The sequence below is a fragment of the Streptomyces sp. V4I8 genome (assembly GCF_041261225.1).
GTDB lineage: Bacteria > Actinomycetota > Actinomycetes > Streptomycetales > Streptomycetaceae > Streptomyces.
On sequence record NZ_JBGCCN010000001.1, the window covers coordinates 7,433,395 to 7,446,840 of the forward strand.

The 13,446-nt window shown below is 69.3% G+C and carries 17 protein-coding genes; 7 read left to right on the forward strand and 10 right to left on the reverse strand.

The genetic code is table 11. The features are described from left to right. Positions 1-3: 3 nt before the first annotated feature. From ABIE67_RS33895 to ABIE67_RS33910, 4 genes are all read left to right on the forward strand, one after another. Positions 4-399, forward strand: coding sequence for a hypothetical protein (locus ABIE67_RS33895; protein WP_370265186.1), 396 nt, complete (start codon positions 4-6; stop codon positions 397-399). Positions 400-738: 339 nt separating this feature from the next. Beyond that, positions 739-1,230 carry a hypothetical protein gene (locus ABIE67_RS33900; protein WP_370265187.1) on the forward strand — a complete coding sequence of 164 codons (492 nt, stop codon included), beginning with the start codon at positions 739-741 and terminating at the stop codon, positions 1,228-1,230. A 21-nt stretch (positions 1,231-1,251) separates the two neighbouring features. Further along, the gene (locus tag ABIE67_RS33905; protein ID WP_370265188.1) at positions 1,252-1,539 is read left to right on the forward strand and encodes a hypothetical protein; all 288 of its coding nucleotides are present in this window, start codon (positions 1,252-1,254) and stop codon (positions 1,537-1,539) included. 52 nt (positions 1,540-1,591) lie between these two features. Continuing rightward, positions 1,592-1,984, forward strand: a complete 393-nt coding sequence (locus tag ABIE67_RS33910; RefSeq protein ID WP_370265189.1) for a hypothetical protein — start codon at positions 1,592-1,594, stop codon at positions 1,982-1,984. 145 nt (positions 1,985-2,129) lie between these two features. Here ABIE67_RS33910 and ABIE67_RS33915 read toward each other — a convergent pair whose 3' ends face one another. Then, positions 2,130-2,654 carry a hypothetical protein gene (locus ABIE67_RS33915; protein ID WP_370265190.1) on the reverse strand — a complete coding sequence of 175 codons (525 nt, stop codon included), beginning with the start codon at positions 2,652-2,654 and terminating at the stop codon, positions 2,130-2,132. Between the two features lie 436 nt (positions 2,655-3,090). On the opposite strand from ABIE67_RS33915, the gene ABIE67_RS33920 reads away from it, so the two are divergent. Further along, the gene (locus tag ABIE67_RS33920; protein WP_370265191.1) at positions 3,091-3,687 is read left to right on the forward strand and encodes a hypothetical protein; all 597 of its coding nucleotides are present in this window, start codon (positions 3,091-3,093) and stop codon (positions 3,685-3,687) included. Here the strand turns inward: ABIE67_RS33920 and ABIE67_RS33925 are convergent. The 6 genes from ABIE67_RS33925 to ABIE67_RS33950 form a co-directional block, all read right to left on the reverse strand. Continuing rightward, positions 3,684-4,133, reverse strand: a complete 450-nt coding sequence (locus ABIE67_RS33925; RefSeq protein WP_370265192.1) for a hypothetical protein — start codon at positions 4,131-4,133, stop codon at positions 3,684-3,686. The two genes, ABIE67_RS33920 and ABIE67_RS33925, sit on opposite strands and share 4 nt — an antisense overlap. 26 nt (positions 4,134-4,159) lie before the next feature. After that, positions 4,160-4,339: a hypothetical protein gene (locus ABIE67_RS33930; RefSeq protein WP_370265193.1), complete on the reverse strand. Its 180-nt coding sequence runs from the start codon at positions 4,337-4,339 to the stop codon at positions 4,160-4,162. Positions 4,340-4,371: 32 nt separating this feature from the next. Beyond that, a complete protein-coding gene (locus ABIE67_RS33935; RefSeq protein WP_370265194.1) occupies positions 4,372-5,307 on the reverse strand; it encodes a hypothetical protein in 936 nt (311 codons plus the stop codon). Positions 5,308-5,705: 398 nt separating this feature from the next. Further along, entirely contained in the window at positions 5,706-5,897 is a 192-nt protein-coding gene (locus tag ABIE67_RS33940) for a hypothetical protein (protein ID WP_370265195.1), read from the reverse strand. A 413-nt stretch (positions 5,898-6,310) separates the two neighbouring features. After that, positions 6,311-8,467 carry an SUKH-4 family immunity protein gene (locus tag ABIE67_RS33945; RefSeq protein WP_370265196.1) on the reverse strand — a complete coding sequence of 719 codons (2,157 nt, stop codon included), beginning with the start codon at positions 8,465-8,467 and terminating at the stop codon, positions 6,311-6,313. A 637-nt stretch (positions 8,468-9,104) separates the two neighbouring features. After that, complete coding sequence (locus tag ABIE67_RS33950) at positions 9,105-9,755, reverse strand: hypothetical protein (RefSeq protein WP_370265197.1); 651 nt, start codon at positions 9,753-9,755, stop codon at positions 9,105-9,107. A 216-nt stretch (positions 9,756-9,971) separates the two neighbouring features. On the opposite strand from ABIE67_RS33950, the gene ABIE67_RS33955 reads away from it, so the two are divergent. Beyond that, positions 9,972-10,190, forward strand: coding sequence for a hypothetical protein (locus ABIE67_RS33955; protein WP_370265198.1), 219 nt, complete (start codon positions 9,972-9,974; stop codon positions 10,188-10,190). A gap of 56 nt (positions 10,191-10,246) precedes the next feature. Here ABIE67_RS33955 and ABIE67_RS33960 read toward each other — a convergent pair whose 3' ends face one another. Further along, on the reverse strand, positions 10,247-10,594 hold the full coding sequence (locus ABIE67_RS33960; RefSeq protein WP_370265199.1) for a hypothetical protein: 348 nt from the start codon (positions 10,592-10,594) through the stop codon (positions 10,247-10,249). Positions 10,595-10,967: 373 nt separating this feature from the next. Here ABIE67_RS33960 and ABIE67_RS33965 point away from each other — a divergent pair, with 373 nt between their 5' ends. Then, positions 10,968-11,396, forward strand: a complete 429-nt coding sequence (locus tag ABIE67_RS33965) for a hypothetical protein (protein WP_370265200.1) — start codon at positions 10,968-10,970, stop codon at positions 11,394-11,396. 145 nt (positions 11,397-11,541) lie between these two features. On the opposite strand, the gene ABIE67_RS33970 is transcribed toward ABIE67_RS33965, so the two are convergent. Both ABIE67_RS33970 and ABIE67_RS33975 read right to left on the reverse strand, forming a co-directional pair. Next, positions 11,542-13,029, reverse strand: a complete 1,488-nt coding sequence (locus ABIE67_RS33970; protein ID WP_370265201.1) for an ATP-binding protein — start codon at positions 13,027-13,029, stop codon at positions 11,542-11,544. A gap of 94 nt (positions 13,030-13,123) precedes the next feature. Next, positions 13,124-13,429, reverse strand: coding sequence for a hypothetical protein (locus tag ABIE67_RS33975; protein ID WP_370265202.1), 306 nt, complete (start codon positions 13,427-13,429; stop codon positions 13,124-13,126). Positions 13,430-13,446 lie beyond the last annotated feature (17 nt).

Consider the following 13,446-nt stretch of genomic DNA (forward strand, 5'->3'; position numbering starts at 1 on the left):
CCCATGACCGCGGACCGGGAGATCCAGGACGTGGAACTCATGGGGGTCGCCCAGAACCCCGAACAGGCCCTGCGGCTGCACCGCTCCCTGCGCACCATCGCCGACGCGACTTCGCTCGGCCCGGAGCTGCGCGACATGGCCCGTGCCGTGCTGAGCGGGAACGTCGACATCAAGGACGCCCTCCAGGACCCGCGCTACACCGAGGCGGTGTTCCAGCGGATGCACGAGATCCGCCGGGCGGCCGACGACCAGACATATGCCGAACGCCAGCAGTCCAAGGCCAAGTTCGCGGAGTGGGACGTGCGGCAGCAGGCGGAACTGGACCGCGAGCGCGCCGAGCGGGACGCCCCGGTTCACGGCATCGGTCGGGGAGCAGGGCGGACGGCGGCTCCGCGCTGAGGTTCGGAGAGGTGCGCGGCGGGAGGAGGTGTCCCCGTCGCCGGGGCGGGTCGAGGGCGAGAGTCGTACGCTCAACCGGCCCTCGCGGTAAGCGCGTTCATGCCCCTGCCCGCAACCGCACACACCCGAGCGAGCGAAGCCCCGTACCCCTACGGCAGGGCCCCGTGCGCTACCTTCTTGGCGATGATCAAGTGCAGCGGGACGGGGCGCTTCCGGTGAGCAGGACGGGGCGCGACCAGGAAACGCCCGCAGACAGGGCGAGGGCGATGGTGCCGCCGGGGGAACAAGTACAACGACTGTGCCGACGTATGGGCCAATCTCGCGTCCTTCTGCGACGCGGTGGCCGCCAATGTCCGCAAGGGCAACCAGACCGTCGGTCTCAGCTGGAACGGCAATGCGGCCGACGCCGCCACCGTGTACTTCGACGAGTTCAGCAAGAAGCTGGACGAGATCAAGCAGACCTTCGAATCCCTGCGCCAGTGTTACGCGCAGGCCGCGCAGCTGGCGTTTCAGCTCGCTGAATTCCTCAAGTCGTTCCTGGTGTCGTTCTGCGATCTGCTCATCACCTGGATGGTCAACATGGCCGCCGCGTGGGCTGTCAACGCGATCCCGGTCGGCGGGCAGGTCGCCTCGGCGGGCATGTTCGCGCTGGCCGCGGCGCAGGCCCTCCGGCTCATGCAGATGTGGTCGGAGGCAGCCATGACGTTCGACAGGTTCGCGATGGCGCTGAGCGGGATCGCCCTGGCCGCGTCGGCGGCCATCAACGGGTTCTCGGCGGCGGACGGATTTCCCGAGGTGGGCACGAGTGGTTACGACCACCGGGCCGTGTAGCGGACGAAGAGGTAAGGATCAATGGGTTTCCTGGGCGGGGTAGACGACCTGGAGCGTTTCCTGACGCGTTCGTGCTACTTGAGCATGGCGTCCGTGCCGGCCTGCTGGGGCCTCATGGTCTTCCTGATCGGGGATGGTGGCTGGCGATTCAGCTTTCTGCTGACTGCCCTCCTCCCGCTGATCGCTGCGTACCTGGGGATCCGTGCCAAACGGGAAATCCGTACGGGAATGTCGGCCACGGCGTTCGGACTGGCCTTCGTCTCCGTGCCGTTGATGCTCGGGCTGGCGTATCTCGAAGGCTCCTCCTGATGCGATCGGCCCGCCGACGGCGACTGGTCGTCGACCGATAGGCTCGGCTGCCATGACAACGCATGGCGGTAACGCGGCGAACAGGCCGGACGGATCGGGCGGGCAGCCCCTGTCCTCCGGGGCGAGCGCGGACGAGCTGCGGGCGGAGTTCCAGGCTCAGGGCCGACCGGGGCTCGAGGAGGAGCGGCGGCGCGACGCGCGGCAGGCACGAGGGCTGTACACGGCGTTCGCCGGGTTGGTCGCGGTCGTCTGCCTGGTCCTGATAGCCGTACGCCTTGTTCAGGGCGATGCGCTGGGCGTCTGGGTCGCCACGTATGCCATGGGTGTGGCCCTCGGCGGTTGGGGCTTCGTGCTCGCCCGGATCGGTCATACGCGCTGGGCGATGATGGTCGCCTGCATCGGTGCGGCGCTGGCCGGTGTCGGCGACAGCCCCGCGTTCCGCTGAGACGGGCGGGGCGGACTGGTCGGCTGAAGTCCGGGGAGGGCTCAGCTACCGACCGGGGACCCGGCGGTGGCCGCCCGGACCGGCATCTGAGAAGGCGTCACGCCTGAGGTGACTCACGCCTGAGATGACTCACGCCGGAGGTGACTCATGCCTGGCGGCGCCTGTTCCCGATGAGATGGGCGAGGCCCCAGGCGGCGGCTGCGGCGAGCACGAGGCCGAGGGGGGAGAACCAGTCGACCGCGTTGGCGCTCTCATCGTTCCACCAGGCCTTGGCCGGCCAGAAGGGCTCGTACCTCAGCAGGTCCCAGAGGGCTCCGCCTCCCTGGCCCTCGGTGAAGACGAGCACGATGGCGTTGGCGTAGCCGAAGAACGCGCCGAGCGCGGCTACGACGGCTCCCCACACGTGGGCTGCGGTGTTCCGGTGCCCCACCAGGCCGATCAGCCAGCCGACCATCGCTCCGTTGAGCAGCGCGTGGCCCAGGTAGAGGGTGTTGGCCGTGGTGACCGACTGGTCCTTGTACGTGGCCAGGATGAGACCGCTGTAGAGCAGCGAGACGATGACCGAGGCGAGGAGTCCGAGGAAGACCGCGCCGACCGGATGACCGCTTGCGTTCGGCCGCTGCCCGAAGGGGGGCGCCTGGAAATGCGGTGCGGGGTGCATCGGATACATCGGTTGCATCGGGGCCTGCCCCGGTACCGGCGGCGGCGCTCCGTGGTGCATCGGCGGCTGGCCGGGGGCTGCCTGCATCGGGGGTTGTCCCGGGGCCTGCGGGGGGCCGAATCCCGGCGCCTGCTGTGGCGGAGGGGGCTGGTTGTACGGGTTGTCGGGGGCCTGCGGTGGCTGTGAAGGCGGCGGTGGCGGTTGGAACGGCGGCTGAGTCATCGGATTCCCACGGAGTGAACTGACTGGAGCAGCAAGCTATCAGTGAGATCAGGAGGGGGCCGTCGGAGCCGGAGCGGGCGGAGTGAAGGGTGCCGTCTCCGAGGAGTTTGACGTGTGCGAGCCGGCCTGGCGAAGATCTCCGGGGCCGTGGCTGGCGCTGTGGCCGGAGCTGTCGCCGACCGAGGTCGGCGCACGGGCGCCACACAGAGGAACGGGGCAGCAATTGAAGACGGACGCGAGCGGCGGGCGGAACCTGAAGAAGGCGGCCGGAACGGGAGGGCCCCGTCCCGGCTTCGCCGCTGCGGAACGGGGCGCAGGCAGCCGTGTCGGCTCCGGAGTACTGGGCATTCTGGCCCTGCTCTTCGGCCTGATTCTCGTAGGGGTGGGTTACGCGGAAGGCCCGCGGAAGGTGTCCGGCGGCACGCAAGGGACGATCACCGTCGAGCGTTGCGGCAAGGACGTCATCGGGGACGACGTGGAGTGCTCGGGCACCTTCCGCTCCGACGACGGCAGGCTCCGCTCCGACGTGGAGGACTTCGAGCCCGGTGAGGACGCCGACCGGGGCGACAAGTTCCAGGCGGTGGGAGACGACACGGGGTATTTCAGGCGCGGCACCATCACCTCGTTCTACGTCGAGGCCGTCAAGGTCTGGTTCGTCGCCGTCACCATGTTCGGAGTGGCCCTCTTGCCGCTGAGCGCCGCCTTCCGCCGCTCGGGCCGCCCCATGCGGCGCGGGACGTTCATCACCGGCCTCAGCTTGCTGTTCGGCGGGTTGCTGGGCTGTGGGGTCTGTGCGCTGGTGAATGCCGTGCTCATCTAGTACGCCGGCGACATCGACGACCCGTCGGCCCGTCCGTGCCTCCAACGCCCGGGCGAGCGCCGTCCATACGGCCAGTGGAGCTCGGCGCACCTCGGCCAGGCGAGCGCCCGCAGCGCGTCGGCGTCCACATCGGCGAGCCGCTCGGCGAGCTGCTGTTGCTCGGCCCGCTCCTGGCCTGCCGTCGGCTGGAGGGCCACCACCAGGTTCCGGTGCCAGGCCCTGGCATCGGGCAGGTCCCCCACGATCACCACCTTCAGGCGGGCGGCCATGGCCAGCTCGACCGCGAAACGGTGCACCATGCGTTCAGGCTCAGAGGAGCGCCGGGTGCGGCCCGCCCGCTGTGCGTTGGCGATGACGACCAGGCCGCCCGCGAGCGATGACTCGCCCAGAACCCAACCCCAGTCGGCACGGCGGTCCTGCGGAAAGTCGAGTCCGACTGCTGCCATGACCCGTGCGACGAGGTCCTCGGAGATCAGCCCGGTGGCGTCCAGGAACAGGGCGCCGGGGTGGCATCGCGCAGCCCGAGCAGCGTGCGGGTTCGTCCGGAGTCGGAGGGACCGGCCAGTTCGGCCACCCCGCCGGCCTCCCTGTTCTGCCACTCCAGCAGCTCGGCGAGAGCCTGTTCGGCCGGTACGGGGGTAGGGCTGGGCATTGCGCTGACCATGACGGGCTGCACGGACTCCTTCAGACGGGCAGGGCGCCCTTGAAACGGGTGGTGGGTACGGCGGGGTGGGTGGTGGCGAGCCAGCCGTGGCCGTGGGTGTGTTCCGCGAGTTGGGGGCCGGGTTCGACCGAGAGGTTGTCGGCTGCCTGGGACGCGTGGGGAACGCCTTCGGAGTACTCCTCGGCCTCGTCCTCGTCGGCGTTCTCCATGTACCAGGCCTCGAAGGGCAGTGGGTCGCCTGTGAACTGCGGGTAGTCGTAGCTGCCGTAGCTTCGCACCCGGCGCCCGTCGCGGGCGACGTACCAGTTCTCGGCGGAGTTGTAGGGGTCGAGGACGTAGAAGTGAGCCTCACCGCATCGCTCGCTCAGCTCTCTGGCCAGCCGGAAACCGTCGAGTTCGTCCAGGAACGAATTCCCCCACAGCATGCGCCAGTTCTTGATCGGTCCGTCTGCGAGCCAGCTCTCGAATTCCGGGGTGATGAAGACCCGGTAGGCCCTCTGGATCTCGCTCTGGGAGGCCGGCCGGCCTTGGAAGTCCAGGGCGTCGGCGGCTCGGGTGGCGGCGGCCATGCCCATGACGGTGGTGACCGGCCGAAGGTCGTGCAGACCGAGAGCGGCTACGGCGTCGTCGAGCCGGTCGGCCGGGAAGGCCAGCCAGCGGCCGGCCTCGGAGGGGGTGCCCACCGGACGTTCGTCCAGGAGCTTGATTCGTACGAGGCGTTCCACGACACGCCGGTCGACCTCGTCGAGCACGTCCGCGCCGCCCAGGTTGATCAGGATCTCAAGAGCATTGCCGCGCAGCCGTCCGGGGCCCTCCCGTCGGATTTCACGGAGGCGCGGGAGCACCGCGTCACCCATGAGCTCGATGATGGACTGCACCTCGCGCCTCGGGCCCCTGGCCCGTCGGTCCAGGGTGTAGGGCAGGAGCTGGTCGAGTTCCCGCGGCCCGAGAGCCAACAGGGCGTCCTTTGCCGCCCAGCGAACGGTGCGGTCCCTGGACGAGAGGTCTTCAACGAGCGCGTCGACGGTTGCCGGCAAAGCAGTACCTCAAAGTGGAGTTGAGCGGGGAGGGGGATGGGGGTGAGAGGCGACGGAGTCCGTAGCTCGGTGCCGAATGACTCTTCGTTGTCGAACCTAGCGGCACGCGTGATGCCCCCCTCGGCCGCCCCCGGTAGGTGGAGCTGACTGAGCCCGCGTCAGTTCGGCGAGCTGATCACCACGTTGCGATGCGAGGGTCCGCGGACCTGGTCCGCCAGAGCCATCCGCGCCTTGGACCACCTCGGACCACCTCAGGTCGTCGCTCGCCCTTCAGTAGCCGCAAGAGACTCCACGAGTGACGCCGCCACGACGTAGCTTCAGCTGTTGTCGTCGAGCATGGCGGTCCAGGCCTGGGCGGCTCCGCCATCCTTGTCGATCGCGGTCAGCGGGTTCTCGATCTCGTCCCGGATGTCCTCGCGTTCCGTGCGGCTTGATGCCATCGGCAGCAGGCACCGCCCCAGCACGTAGTTCTGCAGCATGGCCACGAACTGCCCCAAGCTGGCAGCCACCTCGGGATCGAAGTAGCCAGGTTCCGATCTGGTAGTAGGCGCCGCTGCCGTCGTCTCCTCCCCACACCTCTTCAGCCGTCACCTCTGCGAGTCCCTCTTCGGCGATGGCCACAAGGCTCATCTCGGCGCCGGTGAAGGTGGGCAGCCCCACTTCGCCGAGCAGGTGCCGGGCACCTTCGTTCCGCAGTCCAGAATGCGGGAGACGTACTGGTCCGCGGACGGCGCAGCATTGGCGGGATATGGATTCAAGACGTCCTCTCAAGGTGCCGGAGGATTCCTCTCTCCAGGCAGCCTGTCTGCGCTATTGCTATACCCGTTCGCCCACCTTGCGCTGGGCGTCGGACTGCACGAGTTCAGTCACTTGAGCCTTGATCGCTTCCCGTGTTGCCGTCGATGTCATGGCAGCGGTCCTGTCAGACCCGGTCGTCGAAGTTGTAGTCCTCGAAGACCCTTTGCCAGCCCTGCGTCTGGCAGGCCTGGGGGTCGATGAGGTTCAGCCAGTGGCGTAGGTCCGTCTCCGTGTCCTCGATCGACCACCAGGAGGCGCGCCACCAGTAGTAGAGGCGGACCATGGCGACGAACTGGGGGAGGCTGCTTCCGGCCAGTTCGTCCTCGATCCCTGACCAGCCGTCCTGCAGGACGCGCCCGTCGCGGCCGTCGAGGAGGAGTCGCGCGCCTTGCCAGATACCGAGGGAGAAGTACGTGGTTCCGGTCTCGTCCGGTTTGCCGAAGGGTTCGGCAACGGGGTGCAGGCCGGTGTGCTCGAGGTCGGTGGTGTCGAGTTCGAGGAGGCCGGTGACACAGGGGAAGCCGACGTCGGAGAGGAAGGCGCGTGCACTGCTGTCGGAGAGGGGGTCCGGCAGGGTCTCCAGGGGGAACCGTTTGACCGCCGCGGATCCGAAGATGTCCGCCAGCCAATCGGTCGTGGGGGCCAGAGCCTTGGCGGGCAGTTCCGCCCGAGCGAGCTGCGTGTCGGTGGCCACCAGGCGCTTGAGGAGGCCTGGTGCGTTTTTGTGTCCGGCATTCTGGTTGATCTCGACCACGCAGACTCCGTCCATGGTGGACAGAGCGATGTGACGGCCCGAGCGCGTGCCTCGACGGATGTACTGGGGCATGCGGGGCAGATCCACTTCCCCGCTGAGGGCGCTGGCGGGGCGCCATCCTTTGGGCCCCTGGTTCGCGTGCGTGGTGCTGGAGGTGTCCGCGGTCTCATCGGGCTCGGGGCGGGGTGTGCCCGTGGCCAGGTCCCAGGTGCCGATGTGTTCGCGGCCGGTGCGGGCTATGACGATATCGCCGGTCGGAGTGTGCGTGATCTGGAGCGCCTGGACGAGGGGGCGCCTGACCACTGTGTCTGTGCTGAACACGCCGGCACCGACTCCTTTGGCCCAGAGGGTCCGCCAGGGCAGGGTGCCCGGGCCGGCCGCCGACACGAGCAGATCGGCGGCGGCTTCCTCCGTCGGCCCGGCCTGCACCAGGGTCAGGTGCAAAAGCGCCAGCCACTCACCCTGTGACGAGGGCTGAACGCCACGGCGCGCCATGTAGTGGAGGCGGGCCCCGGCGCTCCCCTGAGGGATGCGCCGTGCATGGAACGCGGCCTCGAACGCTTCGAAGAGTGTCTCGTGGCTGACCCCGGCGACTGCCGCGGTGTCATCGAGGAACGCGTTGAACTGGTCGGCTGCTGCTGCGTGACCGGCTAGCGCGCGGTAGGCGTACCAGCGTGTCGCCTCGGAGGCGTCTGCGGCCGACAGCGCGGTGACTGCGCGTGCGTGCCAGGACCTGGCCTCCTCGGCGGGCATCCGCGTACGCAGTTGCCGGGCCGCTGCCTCCTGCTGGAAGAAGATGAGGGGAGTGCCGGTCCCGTCGTCCGTCCGGTGGATCCATTCCGCGGCCGCCGGGTCGTCGAGCAGCGACTCCAGCCGGGACTCGGGGAGGTCCTGGCCGAGGGCGGAGCAGAGCAGGGACCACACGGGCAGGGGAACGAAGCGGTGCTCGGCCAACGCCAGCGCGTCAAGGGCGGACGACAGGGCCGCGTCCTCGTCCGGGTCCGTGAAGGGGGGCGTGCTCTGGAAGCCCGCTTGCAGGGTCAGATGCCGCCCGCCCAACTCTTCGGCCCTGCCCGGGGCATCGTCGACTTCGACCAGCAGGCGCATCCGCAGCCCGCGCGGATGGAACGTGATCAGCGCCCGTGCCACCCGATCGAGGACACGCTCCGGTTCGCGCGAGGTACGCAGCCGGCCCGCCCACTGGGTGTTCGCGAGCACGACCACGGGGCCGTCGCTGATCCGGCGGGCCACGGTGGCGAAGTTGTCCTTGAAGGAGTCCGGGGCGGGGATGCCAAGGGCCGTCGCCAACTCCCGGGCCACCTCCTCCGCGCACTTGCCGGCGCAGTCGACGTAAGCCGCGCCCGGGTGGCGGGCAACGACCTCGCGCAGCAGCGCCGTTCTGCCGCAGCCCGCACGCTCGCCGATCCACAGCCAGGCACTGGTGTCGCGAGGCCGGTCGATCCACCGCAGCGCACGGTTCAGAGCGAGTTCTGCCGTGACTTCATCCGCGTTCGGGGCGGTGCTCATGCCTCATTCTCTGTCGTGTCACGTTACCGGCTCGACCAGGTGCTGTTCTGGAGGCATCTGAGGCGAAGGGGCCTGCACGAGGGGCCCTTTGAGCAGGCCGGGCGGGGAACGGCGGGGCCGGTGTGTGGCGGGGCCCTCGTGCCGAGGTCTGTGGACGCCTACAGGTACATGAACTCGTCGGTTTCCGTGACGCACGCGGGCCGGTTCGGTCGACGTCAGGATCTCACCCGCGTACTGCACACTGGCGGGGAGGAGTACACAAGGACGGCCGGGGGAGACGGCACGGCACTCTTCACGCAGGAGGCTGGCCACTGTGCCGGCACTCAAGCCCCGGCAGTCGATCAGTGCGGCGCTGGGCCGGCGGTCCCGAACGACTCGTAGATACGCGGTCTTGCCGCTGAGCGCAGACCGACAACAGAGAACACCCGCCGCTGCCGTGTGGGCAGCTTCCGCCGGGTCTCGATGCGAGCCCAGTCCTCAGCGCTGATCTCGGGCACTGGGGGAGGACCCTTTCATGAGCGGTCGTGCGTTCCTCGACGTTACTGAGCCGGCTTGGCGTCACTCTCCCAAATGCCCTTGAGCCGGTTCGTTGCAGGCCGACCTGGTTGTCGTGAGGGCACGGCTCGAGGCCGGCCTCTCACTGAGTACGGCTCTGAGTGCGCTCTCGGTGTCCCTTGACGTCGGGTCGGCCGACGTGGCCCTCGGCGCGCTCGGACTCTCCGAGCCAGAGGTGCGGGACGTGCTGCTGGACCGCCGAGACCAGTTCCTGTCGGCAGGGGGCGGGGAAGGGGAGGCGGTGGCGCAGGCGGGGCAGGTCGGGGTGCAGCGGCTCCTCGTCGCGGACGAGGGTCCACAGGACGGGGTCGTCCCGGTCGATCGGGCCGGTGGGGAACAGTTCCAGGGAGTAGACGGTCTGACGGCCGAACTTGCTCCAGTACAGGCCGACTCCGGCGAGGCCCTGCCAGGGGATGACGTTCCTACGGTTTCCGTTCTCGACCCACAACCCCGTGGCGTCGACGAGAACCCGGGAGCGGCGGTTCGCCCAGTTGCCGATGAAGAGGAACACACCGAGCGCACCGAGCAGCAACATGAAGACGAGGCCCGCGTACCCTGCCGGGTTCGACTCCCCCTTCTGGTTCCCGGTAGCAACCACGACCGCGCCGAAGCCGCCGACCGCGCCCAGCGCGATGAGCAGGACGGAGCAGGGGAGCCCGGTCATGGCACCGCGACGGCCGGTCCGTATGACCGCGGCGTCGGGCGCGGGGGAGGGTGTGTGCGAAGGCAACATGGTGCGTGAGCTTAGCGAATTGACCTACGCTCCCTCCTCATGACGACGCAGGGCCGGGAACGCGGCGGGGAACAGGTACAGACGCAGGTGCCAGCCGGTGAGGCTGATCCGATTTCGCCCGGCGTGGATGAATTGAGGGCGAGTTTCCCGAGGCAGTCGGATTCGGGCTTCGCGAGACAACGGTCGCAGCAGGCGCGGAGCGCTCGCGGTGGGCTCATGGCTGCCGGGGCGTTGGTGGGACTGGTCTGTCTCTTCGTGATCGTGGGACGTCTCGGCAGCGGTACGCAGACGGGCGTGGGGACCATGGTGTACGGCCTGTGCCTCGTCTCCGCCGGTCTCAGCGTGGAGTTGGCGCGTCGCGGACGGACCCGCCTGGCCATGATGGCGATCATTCTGGCGGCGGCGGGTGCGTCGCTGGCGGACGCGCTGCCCTGACGTGCTGCTTCCCGGGTCCTCGTCAGCGAGTCGAAGGCCGGCTCAGGCCGTTCGGATCAGACTTTGGTGAAACACAACGTGTAGTCGAAGCCCCGGCTGTTGCGGTACTGGATGCCGTAGTCGTACTCCGACGAGCATTCCTTGCCCTGGCCGGGGAGCAGGGCACCTGTCTTGTACTCGGCCTCGGGTGAACCACAGTCGACGACCGTCGGCAGCGGATCGCCCTGGGGGTCTGCGACCTTGACGCAGTCGCCGATCTCGGGATCATGCGTCTTGGCCTCTTCGGCCGCCGCGGACGCCGAAGCCTCCGCCTTCGCCTTGCCGCCGGTCGGGCTGGTGTTGTAGTCCCAGACCCAGTAGCCGACGGCGCCGAACACCGCGATGACGACGACGGCGGACTTCACCGCCCGCAACACACCTCCCGGCTGCGGTCGCTGAGGACCACCGGGAGGCTGCGGCTGCTGTGGATATCCGTACGGAGCCTGCTGTTGTTGAGGGTGCTGAGGTTGCTGCGGGTAGCCATACGGCTGCTGCGGCTGCCCGTACGGCGGTTGGTTCTGGTACTGCGGAGGAGGCGCGGACATGCCTGAATACCCCGTGGTCGGTTGAACGGATGGAGCTCAACGCAGAGTTGAAAGGCACACGCTACCCTTCGGCGCTCCCCGGTCCCTCGCACCCCAAGTTCTCTCTGCCCTCTCCACTTCGACCATCGGGGCCCCGCACGTCACCCACAGATGACGCGAGATACTTCAGGTGTCGAGAGTCGAGGAGAAGCGAATGACCAGGAAGCCCGAGAACTCACCCAACCCGCACGGCTCTTCGCAGGAACGCGGTGTGATCGACGAGGCGCTCGAACCGGACCAGATCCGTTCCCTGAACTCCGCCCTGCGCCAGCTGTCCCAGACCGAAGGCGCCAGCAAGGAACTGCAGGAGGCGGCCAAGAAGCTGCTCTCCGGCCGCGTCGCCCTGCGCGATGCCCTGGACGATCCCGCGGTGTCCCGCGCCCTGGGCGGAGGGCTGGCGTCCCTGCGCGGTCAGTGGGAGTCGCTGTCGGAGGATCAGCGCGACCAGGTCAGGCACGGCGAGCCGTTGGCCGACGGTGGCCCCTCCTCCGGGTCGTCCGAGCCGAGCCGGTCGGAGGGCGCGAACCCGCAGTCGGGGAAGAAGAACCAGGGGCGGCACAGCGGCGGGTTCTCGCTGTACTGATCACGCACACGCCGTAGGTGATGAGCCCGCACGCCCGGCCGGTCACGACTGGCGCTGTCCGGCGAGCACGTTCTCGCTCTGCCGGGCGGCTGCTCAGAACCGCCCGCGCCGCGCGAGGCCGGCATCACGGAGGCCGCCCGGCCTGTCAGGCCGGGCCGAGGCCGAACCGGCGGCGAACCGCCTCGGCGTAGTCGGGGAGGCCGTCCTCGACGAACGCGGTCTCCAGCAGGGCGGCGCGCCGCATGACGGGCGCCTGGGTGCGGGTCAGCACGGGGGCCGTACGCAAGTACGTACGGGCGGGTGCGGCGAGTTCCGCGATCGGTACGGCCTCCACTGCGGCACGCAGCGGAACCGGATCGGCGTGGACGAACAACCCCGGGTCCGTGAGGAGTTGGGGCAGCAGCCCCGCCTCCAGGGTGTGGCTCGCGATGTGGTCGCGTACGTAGGGGTCGGCCTTGCTCCAGTCCTGCTCCGGGACGGCCTCCAGGAGCGCCATCGCGATCTGGGTCTGGGCGGCGCGGACGTCGGGAAGGCCGGCGCGGATCTCGTCGCCGATGGCCGGATGGAACAGCCGAAGCAGGCTGCGCCCGCCGTGTGCCGCGTCCGGGTCGGGCTGAAGCGCCTCGATGAACGGTTCCGTCAGCGCACGGCCGCTCTCGATGACGTCGCTCATGTCCTTGCCCGCGAGGGCGCTGACGAGTCGTATCCAGACATCGACAGGCAGGCCGTCGCCCTCCGCCAGGGCCAAAGGGGCCAGAAGGTGACGCAGGATCTGCGGGTCCGCCCCGTGGCGGCGGGCGTGCAGGTCGAGTGCCTGGCCGACGGATGTGGGGAGGAGGGCCTCGTCGTGCGGGGCGAAGGCGGCCGGACTTCTCAGGAGGCTCTGCACGGCGAGTTGTACGGTCAACGCACTGGTGCCGGCCCGGTGTCCGATGGCCTCGGCGACGGACCGTCTCGTCGGCGAGTCGGTGGTGAACGGCAGCTCCGGAGCGCCGAGTCGCGGGTTGAGCAGTGCTTCGGCCTGCCGTACCAGGCCCTCGGGGTCTGCCCACTGCGGTGCGTCGAGATCGATGACCTGGACGGTGCCCACAGGAAGGCCGACTGCGAACTCGTCCGCGAGCCGACGAGGCATCTCCGCGAGCAGGCGGACCGTCTCGACGGCGGCGAGCGGCTCGAGGACCTCTCGCGTCAGCCGGTCCGGTTCTCCCGCCGCACGCACCGGTCCGGCCCGATCGACATCCGGAACGACCACGGTCACGGGGCTTGGGAGGGAGGCCAGCTCGGTGAACACGTCCGACACGTCGTCGGCCGCCAGTCCGAAATGATCGGCGAGAAGCCAGACGACCTGGGCCGCGGTCAACCCGGCCGCCCCGGGCACGGCGGGCGCGGGCAGTTCGGGCGGCACGGTCGAAGGGTCCAGGTCGTCCAGGGGGAGCCGCTTGCGGTACTCCGGGTCGCAGAGCATCAGGAACCCGGTGATCAGATGCGAGCGCCCACTGCCCGGGGAGCCCGTCAGGACCAGGACGCGCGGGGTACCGGGCCACGCCATCCGCCAGGCGGCGAGGGCACGCAGCACTGCCGTGCGGCCGCCTATGTAGGGATGCGGTGCGTAGCCATCGTTTGTGCCGGCCATGAGTATCAGTCCTGGTTGGGGTGGTGGGGCAGTCGGGGCAGAGCGGCGCTGCGGGGGCGGCCGGGGTAGCTCGCAAAGGTGACTTGTCCGGCCATCAGCGGTTCTGTGCGATGTTCTTCCGGTACAAGGCAATCGCCTGCTCGGTCGGGTAGTTGGGGACCGTGACGGTCTCGCCGGTCTCCTTCGACACCACGATCTTGGCGCCGCCGGGCGGGGCGGGCTGCGGTCGGCCGGACGCGTCGACGCTGGGCGGGAAGACCGCGTAGACCAGGTAACCGATGTCGAACTCGTGGACGTTGAGCTCGGCGGGGGTGCCGTCGGGGAGTTTGGGCTGGGCGTAACGCGCGCGGACGATCTGGATGGCTTCGTCAGGGGTGGTGGGCGGTGTGCCGGGGGCCATGGGCGTCCTGTTCGTGG

Bases quoted from the DNA above. Each gene is read 5' to 3' on its own strand.
- ABIE67_RS33895 (WP_370265186.1), top strand. From the start codon at position 4: ATGACCGCGGACCGGGAGATCCAGGACGTGGAACTCATGGGGGTCGCC.
- ABIE67_RS33905 (WP_370265188.1), top strand. From the start codon at position 1,252: ATGGGTTTCCTGGGCGGGGTAGACGACCTGGAGCGTTTCCTGACGCGT.
- ABIE67_RS33910 (WP_370265189.1), top strand. From the start codon at position 1,592: ATGACAACGCATGGCGGTAACGCGGCGAACAGGCCGGACGGATCGGGC.
- ABIE67_RS33915 (WP_370265190.1), bottom strand. From the start codon at position 2,654: ATGTATCCGATGCACCCCGCACCGCATTTCCAGGCGCCCCCCTTCGGG.
- ABIE67_RS33925 (WP_370265192.1), bottom strand. From the start codon at position 4,133: ATGGCAGCAGTCGGACTCGACTTTCCGCAGGACCGCCGTGCCGACTGG.
- ABIE67_RS33930 (WP_370265193.1), bottom strand. From the start codon at position 4,339: ATGCCCAGCCCTACCCCCGTACCGGCCGAACAGGCTCTCGCCGAGCTG.
- ABIE67_RS33945 (WP_370265196.1), bottom strand. From the start codon at position 8,467: ATGAGCACCGCCCCGAACGCGGATGAAGTCACGGCAGAACTCGCTCTG.
- ABIE67_RS33950 (WP_370265197.1), bottom strand. From the start codon at position 9,755: ATGTTGCCTTCGCACACACCCTCCCCCGCGCCCGACGCCGCGGTCATA.
- ABIE67_RS33955 (WP_370265198.1), top strand. From the start codon at position 9,972: ATGGCTGCCGGGGCGTTGGTGGGACTGGTCTGTCTCTTCGTGATCGTG.
- ABIE67_RS33965 (WP_370265200.1), top strand. From the start codon at position 10,968: ATGACCAGGAAGCCCGAGAACTCACCCAACCCGCACGGCTCTTCGCAG.
- ABIE67_RS33970 (WP_370265201.1), bottom strand. From the start codon at position 13,029: ATGGCCGGCACAAACGATGGCTACGCACCGCATCCCTACATAGGCGGC.
- ABIE67_RS33975 (WP_370265202.1), bottom strand. From the start codon at position 13,429: ATGGCCCCCGGCACACCGCCCACCACCCCTGACGAAGCCATCCAGATC.